The following is a 13,724-nucleotide window of genomic DNA, read 5'->3' on the forward strand; positions in this document are numbered from 1 at the left end:
TCGAAAGTAATGTATGCAATTTACGCTATTTTTCTGAGGATAGCGCTAAATTGGCTAACTTAGCACTTTTTAGCGCTTTAACTGCTGTATCTTTGTCGCCCTTTGTTATGGTGCGAATGCCTGTATGCGAATAGCTATTGTTATAAATACTTCCTGGAACATCTTTAATTTCCGCATGAGCCTAATAAAAGCGCTGCTGGCGGAGGGACATGAGGTGTTGGCAATAGCCCCGCACGATGCCTATTCAGATAAGCTGATTGCAGCCGGTTGTACGTTTGTGCCGGTACTTATGGAGAAAGGTACAAACCCTTTTACAGACCTGCTGCTAACCTGGCGACTGTACCAAACCTATCGCCGCGTAAAGCCGGATGTGGTGCTGCATTATACTATAAAACCTAATATTTACGGCGCTATAGCAGCAAACTGGGCAGGCATTCCGGCTATTAACAATGTATCGGGCCTGGGTACGGTTTTCATTACCAAAGATCATATTTCCAACATAGCACTGCGGCTTTACAAGTATGCGTTCCGGTATCCGGCAAAAGTGTTTTTCCAGAACCAGGACGACCGACGGCTTTTTCTGCGCCACAATCTGGTACGGGCAGGTATAACCGAGGTGCTTCCCGGTTCAGGTATAAACCTGCAGGATTTTGTGCCGGCTGCAAAGTATGAGCGCCATAACCCGTTTGTTTTTCTGATGGTAGCGCGGGTGCTGTATGATAAAGGTGTGGCCGAGTTTGTGCAGGCGGCCACGCAGGTAAAAGCGCAATACCCCGAAGTTAAATTTCAGTTGCTGGGCGCGGTAGACGAGCGCAGCCGCTCAGGTATAAAACGTGAGAAACTGGAAGAGTGGCTGGCAACCGGTGTGCTGGAATACCTGGGAACTACCGATGAAGTAGCAACTGTAGTAGCGCAGGCTGATTGCGTAGTATTACCCTCTTACCGCGAAGGCACGCCGCGCACTTTGCTGGAAGCTGCTGCCATGGCAAAACCATTGATTGCCACTAATGTGCCCGGCTGCCGAGAGGTAGTACAAAATGGAATAAACGGCTACCTGTGCCGCCTGCGAAATTCCCCTGACCTGGCTGCTAAAATGGTACAGCTGATGCAGCTAAGTGATGCCGAACTGGAACAAATGGGTAAAGCCAGCCGCCGCATAGCCGAAGAAAAGTTTAACGACAGTTATGTGATACAAAAGTACCTGCATGCCATAGCCGAAGTAACAGCAAAAGTTAAAGTATAAATTTATTTAAAGTATAGCTGCGGGTGCAGCACAAAGTATAACAATGGAACACAAGCTTTTTCACATAGAGGGCCTTATCGAATTTTCGCCACGTATCTTTCGCGACGACCGTGGTTTCTTTTTAGAAACATTCAGCATGAAATGGTTCGAGCCTTTTGGACTTCAGCCCGATTTTGTGCAGGATAACCAATCCGTGTCGAAGAAAGGCGTTTTGCGCGGTTTGCATTTTCAGAAGCACCCGTATGCACAAGGCAAATTAGTGCGGGTAAGCTCAGGCAAGGCGCTTGATATTGCTGTAGATCTGCGTAAAGATTCGCCTACTTACGGGCAGCATGTTGCCTGTGTGCTGGATGCCGAAAAGCAAAATGTGTTCTATGTGCCGGAAGGTTTTGCCCACGGTTTTGTAGCCTTGGAAGATAACACGACCTTTCTGTACAAGTGTACCAATTATTATGCGCCGGCAGCAGAAGGTGGCATACTTTGGAACGACCCGGCTTTAGGTATAGACTGGGGTGTTACGGAGGCTCTGGTTTCGCCGAAGGACGAGATATTGCCATTGCTACAAGATTTTGATTCGCCGTTTTAAGCGGCGAAAAGTGTAAAAACAGAGAAGCCGGCAACTATAAATTGCCGGCTTCTCTGTTTTTATCTAGAATGGGAAGTTAATCTATATATCTATTTCCAGTAATTTTTAGTTTGGCAACTACCACGCTAACAATCAAAAATAGAATGCTTGCAATCAGAAATTCATTTCTATTTAACGGAACAGATACTTCATCCTGAAAAAAGGAGATTAGATAGAGGGAAAGATTTAAAACTCCTGTAAAGGCTAAGATACTTACTAATGTCCACCTCAACATTTTGAAAAGCTTTTTCATTCTCTCTATTTTATACTTATGACCCTATAGTTTTTCCACAAGCGTCTCCAGTCCCATGCCGCGTGAGCCTTTTATCAGTACATAGCTTTCTGAAACCGGATTTTCCTGGAGCCATTTTTCCAGCTCAGGTTTGGTTTCGAAGTATAAAAAGTTGTTGTTTGCTGCTGCTGCATGCTTCATGTCTTTTCCGCACAAAAGTACAGTGCTAAACTGCTGCTCGGCTACAATCCGGCCCAGGGCGCTATGCTCCACTTCGCTTTCAGCACCCATTTCAAACATATCACCCAGTATAGCTACTTTATGTGCTGCGTTCATGCCACCAAAGTTGCGGATAGCAGCTGCCATAGAGGTAGGGTTGGCGTTATAAGCATCCAGAATAATGGTGTTAGAGCCTTTTTGTAGTACCTGCGAGCGGTTGTTTACCGGGCTATAGTTGGCAATAGCGGCATTTGCTTTCTCTAGTGGCACGCCAAAGTATTTGCCTATACAAGCGGCGGCGGCCATGTTCTCATAGTTATAGCTACCCACCAGTTGCGTATGCACTTCGTTATCGGCTTCGTCGCGATAAACTACATAAGGCGATGCTTCTAACAATTCACTATGGTAAAAGTCGGAAGGTGCAGGGTAAGTTACTTTATTTTCGATGAGGCGGCTCATGCGCATCAGGTGTTCGTTGCGGGTGTTGATGAACACAGTTCCACCTGTATTAAACAAGTGTACATACAATTCGCTTTTACCTCTGGCTACGCCCTCTAAGCTACCAAAGCCTTCTAAGTGCGCTTTCCCGATGTTGGTAATTACGCCGTGGCTTGGCAAGGCTATGCTGCACAGCAAAGCAATTTCGCCGATATGGTTGGCGCCCATCTCGATGATCGCCATTTCGTGCTCGGGCTTTATACGCAGCAAGGTTAGCGGCACACCAATGTGGTTGTTCAGGTTGCCCTGTGTATAAAGCGTGTTAAACTTCTGGCTGAGCACAGCATGAATAAGCTCTTTGGTTGTGGTTTTACCGTTACTACCCGTAATACCAATTACCGGAATGCTTAATTGTTTGCGGTGGTGGCGGGCCAGGTCCTGGAGCGTTTGCAGCGTGTCTTCTACCACAAATACGTTATCAGTGGCCAAAGCAGGATCGTCTACTACAGCGTAGCGGGCGCCTTTTTCCAGGGCCATGGCGGCAAACTTGGCCCCTTTAAAATTAGGCCCGTTCAGGGCAAAAAACATACTTTGGGTCTGGATAGCGCGGGAGTCGGTGCTTACGTGGCTGCACTCCAGAAATTTTTGGTATAGAAACTCGATGCTGTGTGGCATGGATTGCGTAATTTTATCTTGATCAGATGCTATAACCGGGAGCAAAGCGCATTTATTGTAACGCCGCTTCCGGCACGGCAATATACATCCAAAACAGCAAAAGCGGTAATCGGGTAAGCAGTAGCAAACCAATTGCTTTGCCAAAATTTAAGTATAAGCAAAGGTTTGCGCTTTATATATTGTTCTCGCAGGCAGTAGTATGGGCATTAACCGTAAGTGCCTTCGCCATATTAACCAAACTATGAAAAACCTGTACCTGCTGCTCATTTTATACTTCAGCCTTAGCCTTTATACTTCGGGGCAAAGTTTGCCGCAGTTTAAACTCCGGCATGATGTGCCTGTAATTACTCCTGCGGGTACCCTGGCAATGCCTTGGAGCGGTGGGCTTAACACGCCCCAGTTTTCTGCTATTGATTTAAACAAGGATGGACGCGAGGATCTGTTTATTTTTGACCGCACGCAACGCAAAGTTTTTACTTACCTGGCCGTGCAGGTTGCGGGCAGCTGGAAGTATACTTATAAGCCCGAGTATGAAGTATACTTTCCGGAAAACCTGGAAGCCTGGGTGCTGCTGCGCGATTACAACTGCGATGGGCTGAAAGATATTTTTACAAGTAGCCCGCTGGGTATCAGGGTGTACAGGCAGGAGGCGGCCCAAGGCGAACCAAAGTTTATACTTGCCGAGGATGCTTTATACTACAACGCCAACCGTGTGAACATGCAAATGGGATCCGCCGATATTCCGGCCATTACCGATATGGATAACGATGGCGACCTCGACATCCTGATAACAGAATTTTCCAGGGGTGTAACCATGGAGTATTACCGCAATATGCGCATAGAGCAGGGCCTTGGCTGTAACACGCTCTCCTTTGTGCAGGATACAGATTGGTGGGGCAAAATTACGGAGTGCGAAGGTTGCGACAGCTACCTTTTCGGGGCCTATTGCCGCATAGCCGCCCCGCTGCATACGGGCCACAGTGGCACTGCCCTGCTTACCATAGACCTTGATGACGACGGCGATAAAGACCTTCTGATGGGCAACGTGGAGTGCAACAACCTTATAAAAATGGAAAATAAAGGAAGCAGCACATCGGCCCTGATGGCTGGTTTTGAAAAGGCTTTTCCGGCAAATACCACACCTGCAAAATTTAATCTTTTTCCGGCTGCGTACTACGAAGACGTAACCTTTGATGGTGTGCCGGATATGGTGGTAGCACCCAACAGCGCCCACCACGATGGCGAAGTTGAAATGCAAAGGTCGGTGTGGCTGTACCGCAACAAAGGCACCGCCAGCAAACCTGATTTCGAGTATGTGCAAAATGATTTTCTGCAGGGCCAGCTGCTGGATTTAGGCGAAGGTGCTTTCCCGGCTTTTACAGACATGGATGCAGATGGTGATTATGATCTGTTGGTTGGCAACCTGGCTTCGTTCCGGAACGGCGTTTATACTTCCTCCATCAGTTATTTCGAAAATACAGGCACCGCCACAAATCCTGCTTTCAAACTGATCACAGATGATTACCTGAACCTTGCCGGGCGGCAGTTGCTAAGTATAATTCCTGCCTTTGCCGATATAAACAATGATGGCGCCCCGGATCTGATACTTACTTACAAAGAGAAATTAAACGGATCGAAAACCTATACGAACGCCAGTTATTACATTTTAAACAAGGCCGCTAAAAACCAACCAGCCAGGTATAATTTAGCAGATCTCAAATCCAATACTATACTTACAAATGGTTACGCGCCGGCGTTTGTAGATGTTGACGGTGATGGCGATATGGATTACCTGCTGGGCAAAACTACCGGAGAACTGGTGCTATACCGTAACACAGGCACAGCCTCCAACCCAACTTATGCAGCCGAGAAAACAGCACTAGGCGGAATTGCAGGCAGTACAGACCGGCGCAATCTTTACCCAACTATAGCCGATGTTGATGGCGATTCCAAACCAGATCTGCTGACAACCGACGATAGCGGATCTTTACACATTTACCGCAACTTTACCCAAGACCTGAACAGCAATTTCACGGCTGATAAAGAACTGCTCGAAAACGATCTTACTTCAACAGTTCAAGCTACACGTTTTGGAAAGGGTTTAAGTATAGCAGCTGCACCTTTGGGCGGCGACGGCAAAATGTACCTGGCAGTTGGCACACAAGGCGGCGGTTTATACTTGCTGGAGCAAACCGCAGGCAATAATGCCTACCCAACCGAACCGCTGGGTAAACTCACCTTACAGCTATACCCTAACCCCGGCATAAAAACCACTCATGAAACCATACTTATAAAAGCTTCGGATGCTGTTTCGCTGGAGGTGTTTGATGCGATAGGGCGCAGAATCTACAGTACAGAAAATAAGTATAATCTAACGCATCGGCTACCGCTGTCTCTTTTTAAAGCAGGAATGTATGTAGTGCGTGCCACTTCACGTACCGAAAAGCAGGCCTCCGCTAAATTTATAGTTCAGTAATGCATTCTTTATTATACTTAGACCTGAGCGCCGGCACATCTTATAGCAACCCGGTAATACAACAGGTAAAACACCAATTTCCGGAAGTGGCTATACTTGACCTGGATATCCAGTCAGATGAGTTGATGCTGCATTTTGCCAAACGGTTGTTGCATGAATCGGGGCGAGCTGTTATTTGCTTTAATGCAACAGAATCAGAAACCGGGTTCGGGAAGTTAATACCTTTGTTAGAAGAACTGCTACAGGTGCAGCCCAACCGTTTATTGTTGCTCCTCGGCCAGCATGCACGCCTGCAGCGCATGGCGCAGGCCCGCCCGGATTTATACTTTAAGCAGGTTTTGAGTGTGGAGGAGGTTATTCAGGAAGTGACGTTATATTTAGGGTAGGTTTAAAGTATTATCCTATCATTTCCCTTTCTGTTATTTCTAGTGGTAGGAGAGATGTGATGTAGCAGAAGTATAAACCCTATCCCAGCCCCTCCTTGTCATTGGCGGGGAGCTAGAAGGATCTTTGCAAACGGTAAGCTTCAATTTTAACTTCTATGCTTTGAGCTAGCTTTTCGCCTCGCCGGCTAGGCCTTACTTTTCTCCTTGATGAGAAAAGTAAGCAAAAGAATCAAGACAATTCGTTTATCGAGGGCCCCTACCCCCACTCGCTGAACGCTCAAACATCGAATCGTCTTTGGTGCACCTGGAAAAGCTATTGCTTTGTAGTGTAAGTATAGCACCCCTGTAGTCCCCTCAAGGGGGCACTTAGTTCCTGTTGCATAGCAGCTGACTATCGAATCTGATCCCAGTCCTTGGGTTGAGCGCCTTGTGAGATCCGGTGCCCGTTAAGGGCAGCCGCAGCGCAGCGGAGGCAGGAGGGAACACAGCGCGATGCCAAAGGACGAGTCCTCGCGGGCTTGGAGCGAGCCAAAGCAAACTATAAAACAATTGGTAAGTAGAGCTCCCAGGATAACAGGTAACTATAAAAGGATGGCTTGTTTACAATCAAAGTATGAAACTATACTTGATTTCTCCTGTCGACCAAATAGCAAGTAAAGCTTATATAAATTCGAAGCCATCGGCATCCAGGTGAGCGGGGAAAGCTTCTCTGAACGCTTCCAGTTCCTGTTTACTTAACGTAACCGTATGAACTCCTTCCTCCTCGTTTACTTCCAGGAGCTGTATACCTTTCGGGTCGATAATGGCGGAGTTGCCGGAGTAAGGGTGGTTATTGCCATCGGTGCCTACGCGGTTTACACCCGCTACATAAGCCAGGTTCTCGATGGCACGGGCTTGCAATAAAGTGCGCCAGGCATGGTTGCGGGCTTTCGGCCAGTTTGCTACATATAGTAGCAAATCATAGCTGTTGCTGGTGTTGCGGCTCCAGACAGGGAAGCGGAGGTCGTAACAAACCAACGGACGAATTTTCCAGCCTTTCAACTCTACCACCAGTTGCTCATTACCCGAAGTATAAGTATGGTGTTCTTTTGCCATCCGGAACAGGTGTTTTTTATCATACTTTTCATAGCGACCATCCGGGCGCACCCATAACAGGCGGTTGTAATAATTATCGCCTTCTTTCACAATTATACTTCCGGTAACTACGGCATGGTGCTGCTGTGCCATTTGCTGCAACCAGCGCAATGTTTCGCCTTCCGGTTCTTCGGCCAGCTCTGCCGCATTCATGCTGAAGCCGGTGGTAAACATTTCGGGCAGTATGATCAGGTCAGTTTTTGGTGCAGCAGCGGCAAGTTTTTCCTGCAGCATCCGGCGGTTTGCAGTTGCATCCTGCCAGTAAAGCTCTGTCTGTACAATTGTTACGCTCAGGTCCATGAATCAGTAATAGTTAATAGTTGTCAACAACTTATAGTTTAACCAACCTTTCGGCGGCAGCGCACAGAGTATCTTCGCCTTTTGCAAAACAGAAGCGCAGGTATTTGTGGTCTGTTTTATCGTGGTAGAAAGCAGATACCGGAACGGCAGCAACACCGATTTCGTGCGTCAGGCGCTTGGCAAATTCGAGGTCATTTTCGTTGGAGATGCTGCTATACTTCAGTAACTGAAAGTAAGTGCCGGCGGCGGGTAGAAGCTCAAATCTGGATGGGGCAATAAGCTCGCAGAACAGGTCGCGCTTGGCCTGGTAAAATGCCGGAAGCTCACGGTAATGCTGTTCGTTATCCATATAATCGGCTATGGCCAGTTGCAGTGGCGTAACAGAACAGAAAGTGATGAACTGGTGCATCTTTCGCATTTCGCTGCTTAATGCTGCAGGTGCAATGGCATAACCAATTTTCCAGCCGGTAGTGTGGTATGTTTTTCCGAATGATGAAATTACAAAGCTGCGCTCGCGCAACGACGGTATCTGAAGCGCGCTGTAATGTTGCTGCCCGTCGAATACCATGTGTTCGTATACTTCATCGCTTATAACTAGTATGTCGGTGCCATCGGTTATACTTGCCAATACCTCCATATCCTGCTTGCTCATAACAGCGCCCGTTGGGTTATGTGGTGTGTTAATGATGATAAGGCGTGTGCGCGAAGAGATACTTTTCTTTACCAGGTCCCAGTTAACATGAAAGTCGGGTAAAGCTAGAGGTACGTAAACCGGGATGCCGCCGCTCAGGCGAATGGCCGGCGCGTAGCTATCGTAACAAGGCTCCAGAATTACTACTTCATCGCCGGGCTTTACCACTGCTGTAATGGCTGCAAACAAGGCCTCTGTGGCTCCGGATGTTACTGTTACCTCGGTATCGGGGTTGGGTAGGTAGCCATACATCTTCTCGGTTTTTTCGCTTATTTTTTCGCGCAGTTTTGGCATACCCGGCATAGGAGCATACTGGTTAAACCCTTCGCGCATATACTTTGCCACCAGCTCTACCAGCTCATCGGGGCAGTTAAAATCAGGAAAGCCCTGCGAGAGGTTAATAGCTTTTTGTTCAGTGGCCAATGCCGACATTACTGCAAAAATGCTGGTGCCCACGTCTGGTAATTTACTAACCGGATGGATGATCATAGTATATAGCGTAAGAGTTCTGGAAAGAGCGTAAGTTCGAAATTTATACTTTATTGATGAAGTAAATCTGCTACTATTCCTTGCAGCACAGGTATGGCTTCCTGCTCAAACCACGGGTGGCGCTTTAGCCAGAACTGGTTGCGCGGCGAAGGGTGGGGCAGTGGCATATAATCGGGCAAATACCCGCGCCAATTTACTACTGTTTCGGTTAAATTACTTTTAGCAGCTGAACCTAAAAAATAATCCTGGGCATACTTGCCTACCAACAGGGTGAGTTTAATATTTGGTAGCAAGGGTAGCAGTTGCTGGTGCCAGTGCCGGGCACATTCGGGGCGTGGAGGCAGGTCGCCGCTTTTGCCCTTACCCGGATAGCAGAATCCCATAGGCACTATGGCTACTTTGCTTTCATCATAAAATACTTCGGGTTCCAGCCCCAGCCATTGCCGTAAACGCTTGCCGCTCTGGTCGTCCCAGGGGGTGCCGCTGGCATGTACTTTGGTGCCCGGCGCCTGCCCTACAATTAGTAAGCGGGCGGTGGCAGATGCCCGCAAAACAGGCCTTGGTCCTAATACCAGGTGCGATTCGCAAATGCGGCAGGCCCGTACCTGCTCCAGCAAGCTTTCTAATGCCTCCATCGGTTAAAAGTATAAGTACAAAGATACAAAGTATAAAAAGGCAAACGGGTTTATACCTAGAAGTTATGGTTTACGGAATTAGCCTCTGTCATCGTCGCGCCAGTATCGGTTTCGATGGCTGTGTGTATCTCGTGTATGTTCGTTGTGTTGGCGGCGTAAATGTTCAGGGGCATGTTCTGCCCATCGGTCTTCGGGCTGTTGGTTATACCTGTTGCGTTCCCAATCCTGGTGGTGCGGTTGCTGCCAGGGGGCATGTGGCTGGTGTTGTTGCCAGTTTTCGTGGCGTGGCCATTCCTGTTCCTGCCTGTTATAGAAGCGCCCCGGATGTTGTGGTTCAAAGTCGCGGTCGCGGTGGGGTAAAACAGGGGAGATGGGCTCCTGCCAGCGGTTACTGAAATCACGAAAACCTTCTCTCGGGTGTCTTCGGTTTTTTTCGTCATGATACCAGCGTTGGCGCTCATCCTGTTCATAATCTCTGTAATCATCTTCCTCGTAACGCATAGTTGTAATGTTTAAGTGATAATCCTGACATGTAAAGGCTGGACTAAATTGTACGGTTGGGTTAAAGGGATGTTCAGAATGATAGGGGAAACCAGGGAGGGTATAAAACAACAAAGCCGGTCTCTAAACCGGCTTTGTATCACTAACTAAAACTAATCTACTACCAAATCTACCTAATCTGGGTGTATATACGGGTGGCAGGCGCTAACGTTTGGAAATCGCTATATTAGATCAAAAAAATTATCTGCGACTTGTATCGGAATCATCTGCCCAATGTGGCCCTCTTTCGTATCCGCGGTCGAAGTTACGGTTGCGGTATTGGTCTGCACCATAGCGCTCGCGGTTTCTCATATCTTCTTCACGATTATACCGATTGCCACTATGCGGGTGGCTGCGCAGGTATTCAGGGTCATCGGAGTGCATAATGTCGTTCCAGGTGTCGCGGATGGTATCGCCTATGCGTTGGAAATAGCTCCTGTGGTCTTCGGGATCGTGATAGGTATGGTTTGGTGTAAAACGACCTTCCTGATACCAGTTATGCGAGCCACTGCCATAGCGGTAATCATCTTCTTTGTAGCGGCTGCGCGTGCCCGGCCCTTCCCTATGAATTTTGTCGGGGTAAGCAGGTGGCTCGTTATAGTTGCCCGGTTTTGAGCTTCCTGTATAACTGCCCTGATATGGGGGCACCTGCTGCGAACGGTTGCCATGGTTCAGGTAAGAGCTCTCGCTGCGGTATGGGCTATCAGAGCGGTTGCCATAGTGCTGACCAGGGTGCGAGCCTTCGCCGGTATAATGGGTGCTGCCTGGGCGATATCCTCTGTCCTGGGGGCGCTGGTCTTGCGCGCCGCGTGGGCTTGGTCCTGTATGGAAGTAATTGCCCTCATCCCATTTTCTGGTAGAAGGCTGGCCACGATAGCCGCTGTAACGGCCCTGGTGTTGCTGGTCTCTCTCGTGTAGTTCACGGCCCAGGCGCTGGTTCATTTCGCCTGAGTTATCAGCGCTTGTATCTCTGTCATCTCGGTTTGCCATCATCTTATATTTTAATACATACTTTATTCGTGTAAAGCTGCCTTGCGGCATTTTTTTGTACGCGAATATGATAGCTATTGTTGATGCCGGCTTATACTTACGGCTGGCTTAAAAGTGTAAAGAGCACCCTTTGGAGGTGCTCTTTATACTTGTGTTTTTGAGGAAAGTATATGTTAGAAATATTCCTGCATAATTTCACGCACGTCGGCCTCGGCAAGTGGTTTAGAATAGTGCCTGCGCACAACAGGATAGTTTTTCAGTCGCTCCAGGTCGTAGAAACTGGCCGAAGAAGTAAGCATCAGCATAGTGGCATGGTTTGTCTCCTTTTCATCCAGTTTGCTGTATTCTTCCAGAAACTCAAAGCCATCCATCACCGACATTTTTATGTCTACAAAAATCAGGTCAGGGCGGGGATAATCGGCAACTCCGGCAAAGGCTTTACCAAGATACTCCAGTGCTTCTTCGCCGTTTGTAACCACCCGTATGTCAGAGGCAATTTCCATCCGCGTCAGCAAGCGCTTATTAAGATAATTGGTTGTTTCGTCGTCGTCTATTAAAAGAACCGTATTAAGCTGCTTCATAATTTTCTGGAATATCCTGCAATATACTCTAAGCTTTCTTCTATTTAAAATACAGGAAGAAGGTTGTTGTATGAGTTAGGGTGTTTTAAAGTTTTCATAAAGCCGTTGCTTTTAGTAATAACCGGTTTCAAAGTAATAAGCCAGGCTTTATCAGTTCGCATCGCCATTAAAACGTGTGAATATTCGGAACAGTTTACGCTGGTGTTTGTTCAGCTTTATTGCTATACCGTTATTTTATACTTACAGTTCTGGTTTATAAGGTATAATGGTGGAAACAACATGCAATTGCAGGCTTTAAATGATTACCAGTCTCGGTGCACCATCTCAGGCTGCGTAAGCTTATAGGTTTTTATTATGTTGTAGTTTTTTGGCAAGTGCTTCTGCTTCGCGTTTGGCCAGTACCAGTTCGGTTACCTCTACCGCCGAAATAAGAATACCTTCAGGTTTGCCGTTACTGTCTGGCAGGGGCTGGTATCGGAAATTAAAGTATGCATCCTTCACTTTTCCCGATTTATCTCTGTTTACAGGTGTTCTGAAACCATCTATATTTACCGTGTTGCCCTGCGTGTATACCTGGTCCAGCAATTGCGGAAAACCTATTTCGCCCAGCTCAGGCCAGATTTCGGCGGCTGGCCTGCCTAAATATTGCCTGTTGCCATACATGGTATAAACGCCCGGAGTCACAAATCTGCATATGTGATCCGGCCCTTGCAGCAGGCAAAGATGCGCTGGTGATAAGTTTAGTATTTCCTGCAGCTGCTGATCTTTTAACTGTAGCTTTTCAAGGGCTTGTTTCTGATCATCTATATCGGTGTAAGTGCCAAACCATAGTTTTATGTTGCCATTTTCGTCGTGCATAGGCACACCCCGCTCCAGAAACCACTTATACTCGTTTTCGAGATAATTTAAAATCCGGTATTCTATTTCGTATGTCTGCCCGCTGGCAAGTGCCTCGTACCAGGCAGTAAGCACAGCAGCAGAATCTTCCGGGTGAATGACACTTATCCATCCTTCTGTCTGGCCCTCCGGCATGCCTGTAAAACTGTACCAGTTCTGGTTGAAATGCAGAATTTTACCGCTTGGCTCTGCCGTCCAGGCCATGTGCGGGAGCACCTCTATCAGGTGCAGGAAGCGGGCATCACTTTCTTTCAGGTCCTGCTCGGCCTGCCGGCTTTCAGAAAGGTCTATAATAGAGCCGATAGTACGGACAGCTTCGTTTTTGTTATCGTAAATGATATAACCCTGGTCCAGTACATGGGCATACGTACCATCTGCCTTCCGGAAGCGGTACTCACCTGTCCATATTTTGCTGCCATTGGAGTTGGCTTGTTCGATAGTTTCCTGCACCTGTGCATAATCATCCGGGTGTACCCTGCTGTCCCAGGAGTCGCCATTCGATCCCATGTCTTCCGGCGTATACCCGAAAACTTCTTCCAGCCGGGGGCCCCACATCATCTGGTCGCGCACAATATCATACTCCCACGAAACAGCATGGATGGCGCCGGTAAGCATAAAAAGTTGCTCCTGGGTGCGCTGGTTTTCCTGTTCTTTCTGTATAACATTTGTCATGTCACAGGTTTCCAGGATTATGTGGGAGATGTTGCCGTTGTTATCAAAAACAGGTTTATTGGTAGTTGTCCAGAAGCGCTCCTCATAGCCACCGCCTTCTTCTTCAAACAACGCTATATCAAAGCGGAATAAGGGTATTGTATGTTTTTCCTTATTAATCAGGACATGCTCCAGCGAGCTTTTAAGTTCCTGTCTGGCATTTATGTTTGATAAATGCGAATTATCAGGAATAAGATTAAGTATATTCTGGTTTAAGATTCGTTGCCGGGGGGAATGCGATGTTCTCAGATACGCATCTGTAGCATCCAGAACGGTAAAGTCTGTGTCCAGGATAAGGTATAAGCCGGGCAGTTCCCTAAAAACAGCGTGTGGGAAAGGTGAAGAATATAAAAAATTAGGTTCAGGCATATTGTGTTTTCACGTAGTAGATTTATACTTAGAGCAGATAAAGTAGAAATTTAAGCAATAAAGCCTGTTCGTGCAACTCTGATTCAGTTGATA

The 13,724-nt window shown here is 47.4% G+C and carries 13 protein-coding genes; 4 read left to right on the top strand and 9 right to left on the bottom strand.

All coding sequences use genetic code 11. The features are described 5' to 3' along the window. Positions 1–124 precede the first annotated feature (124 nt). Positions 125–1,243: a glycosyltransferase family 4 protein gene (locus tag LWP20_RS02380; protein WP_242926508.1), complete on the top strand. Its 1,119-nt coding sequence runs from the start codon at positions 125–127 to the stop codon at positions 1,241–1,243. Positions 1,244–1,286: 43 nt separating this feature from the next. Beyond that, positions 1,287–1,829 carry a dTDP-4-dehydrorhamnose 3,5-epimerase gene (gene rfbC / locus LWP20_RS02385; RefSeq protein WP_242926509.1) on the top strand — a complete coding sequence of 181 codons (543 nt, stop codon included), beginning with the start codon at positions 1,287–1,289 and terminating at the stop codon, positions 1,827–1,829. Positions 1,830–1,905: 76 nt separating this feature from the next. Here the strand turns inward: rfbC and LWP20_RS02390 are convergent, their stop codons facing one another. Continuing rightward, on the bottom strand, positions 1,906–2,121 hold the full coding sequence (locus LWP20_RS02390) for a hypothetical protein (protein WP_242926510.1): 216 nt from the start codon (positions 2,119–2,121) through the stop codon (positions 1,906–1,908). Positions 2,122–2,145: 24 nt separating this feature from the next. Next, positions 2,146–3,432, bottom strand: coding sequence for a UDP-N-acetylmuramoyl-tripeptide--D-alanyl-D-alanine ligase (locus tag LWP20_RS02395; protein WP_242926511.1), 1,287 nt, complete (start codon positions 3,430–3,432; stop codon positions 2,146–2,148). 241 nt (positions 3,433–3,673) lie between these two features. Between LWP20_RS02395 and LWP20_RS02400 the strand changes: the two genes are divergently transcribed. Then, positions 3,674–5,908 (top strand): T9SS type A sorting domain-containing protein, encoded by a 2,235-nt coding sequence (locus LWP20_RS02400; RefSeq protein WP_242926512.1) that lies wholly within the window; start codon positions 3,674–3,676, stop codon positions 5,906–5,908. Next, positions 5,908–6,294, top strand: a complete 387-nt coding sequence (locus tag LWP20_RS02405) for a hypothetical protein (RefSeq protein ID WP_242926513.1) — start codon at positions 5,908–5,910, stop codon at positions 6,292–6,294. Before LWP20_RS02400 ends, LWP20_RS02405 begins: the two co-directional genes overlap by 1 nt. Positions 6,295–6,954: 660 nt before the next feature. On the opposite strand, the gene LWP20_RS02410 is transcribed toward LWP20_RS02405, so the two are convergent. The 7 genes from LWP20_RS02410 to LWP20_RS02440 all read right to left on the bottom strand — a co-directional run bounded on the left by LWP20_RS02410 (position 6,955) and on the right by LWP20_RS02440 (position 13,631). Beyond that, complete coding sequence (locus tag LWP20_RS02410; protein ID WP_242926514.1) at positions 6,955–7,728, bottom strand: amidohydrolase; 774 nt, start codon at positions 7,726–7,728, stop codon at positions 6,955–6,957. A 31-nt stretch (positions 7,729–7,759) separates the two neighbouring features. Then, positions 7,760–8,908 carry a pyridoxal phosphate-dependent aminotransferase gene (locus LWP20_RS02415; RefSeq protein ID WP_242926515.1) on the bottom strand — a complete coding sequence of 383 codons (1,149 nt, stop codon included), beginning with the start codon at positions 8,906–8,908 and terminating at the stop codon, positions 7,760–7,762. Positions 8,909–8,958: 50 nt separating this feature from the next. Then, positions 8,959–9,543 carry a uracil-DNA glycosylase family protein gene (locus LWP20_RS02420; protein WP_242926516.1) on the bottom strand — a complete coding sequence of 195 codons (585 nt, stop codon included), beginning with the start codon at positions 9,541–9,543 and terminating at the stop codon, positions 8,959–8,961. Positions 9,544–9,621: 78 nt separating this feature from the next. Further along, complete coding sequence (locus tag LWP20_RS02425) at positions 9,622–10,044, bottom strand: hypothetical protein (RefSeq protein WP_242926517.1); 423 nt, start codon at positions 10,042–10,044, stop codon at positions 9,622–9,624. Positions 10,045–10,284: 240 nt separating this feature from the next. Beyond that, complete coding sequence (locus LWP20_RS02430; RefSeq protein WP_242926518.1) at positions 10,285–11,076, bottom strand: hypothetical protein; 792 nt, start codon at positions 11,074–11,076, stop codon at positions 10,285–10,287. Positions 11,077–11,246: 170 nt separating this feature from the next. Beyond that, positions 11,247–11,654 carry a response regulator gene (locus tag LWP20_RS02435; RefSeq protein ID WP_242926519.1) on the bottom strand — a complete coding sequence of 136 codons (408 nt, stop codon included), beginning with the start codon at positions 11,652–11,654 and terminating at the stop codon, positions 11,247–11,249. 339 nt (positions 11,655–11,993) lie between these two features. Continuing rightward, on the bottom strand, positions 11,994–13,631 hold the full coding sequence (locus LWP20_RS02440) for a PAS domain-containing protein (protein ID WP_242926520.1): 1,638 nt from the start codon (positions 13,629–13,631) through the stop codon (positions 11,994–11,996). Between the last annotated feature and the right edge of the window lie 93 nt (positions 13,632–13,724).

Source organism: Pontibacter vulgaris (genome assembly GCF_022758145.1).
In the GTDB taxonomy this organism is placed as follows: Bacteria; Bacteroidota; Bacteroidia; order Cytophagales; family Hymenobacteraceae; genus Pontibacter; species Pontibacter vulgaris.

Excerpts from the sequence above, each read along its gene's own strand:
- LWP20_RS02380 (WP_242926508.1), top strand. The coding sequence starts at position 125 with ATGCGAATAGCTATTGTTATAAATACTTCCTGGAACATCTTTAATTTC.
- rfbC (WP_242926509.1), top strand. The coding sequence starts at position 1,287 with ATGGAACACAAGCTTTTTCACATAGAGGGCCTTATCGAATTTTCGCCA.
- LWP20_RS02390 (WP_242926510.1), bottom strand. The coding sequence starts at position 2,121 with ATGAAAAAGCTTTTCAAAATGTTGAGGTGGACATTAGTAAGTATCTTA.
- LWP20_RS02395 (WP_242926511.1), bottom strand. The coding sequence starts at position 3,432 with ATGCCACACAGCATCGAGTTTCTATACCAAAAATTTCTGGAGTGCAGC.
- LWP20_RS02400 (WP_242926512.1), top strand. The coding sequence starts at position 3,674 with ATGAAAAACCTGTACCTGCTGCTCATTTTATACTTCAGCCTTAGCCTT.
- LWP20_RS02405 (WP_242926513.1), top strand. The coding sequence starts at position 5,908 with ATGCATTCTTTATTATACTTAGACCTGAGCGCCGGCACATCTTATAGC.
- LWP20_RS02410 (WP_242926514.1), bottom strand. The coding sequence starts at position 7,728 with ATGGACCTGAGCGTAACAATTGTACAGACAGAGCTTTACTGGCAGGAT.
- LWP20_RS02415 (WP_242926515.1), bottom strand. The coding sequence starts at position 8,908 with ATGATCATCCATCCGGTTAGTAAATTACCAGACGTGGGCACCAGCATT.
- LWP20_RS02420 (WP_242926516.1), bottom strand. The coding sequence starts at position 9,543 with ATGGAGGCATTAGAAAGCTTGCTGGAGCAGGTACGGGCCTGCCGCATT.
- LWP20_RS02425 (WP_242926517.1), bottom strand. The coding sequence starts at position 10,044 with ATGCGTTACGAGGAAGATGATTACAGAGATTATGAACAGGATGAGCGC.
- LWP20_RS02430 (WP_242926518.1), bottom strand. The coding sequence starts at position 11,076 with ATGATGGCAAACCGAGATGACAGAGATACAAGCGCTGATAACTCAGGC.
- LWP20_RS02435 (WP_242926519.1), bottom strand. The coding sequence starts at position 11,654 with ATGAAGCAGCTTAATACGGTTCTTTTAATAGACGACGACGAAACAACC.
- LWP20_RS02440 (WP_242926520.1), bottom strand. The coding sequence starts at position 13,631 with ATGCCTGAACCTAATTTTTTATATTCTTCACCTTTCCCACACGCTGTT.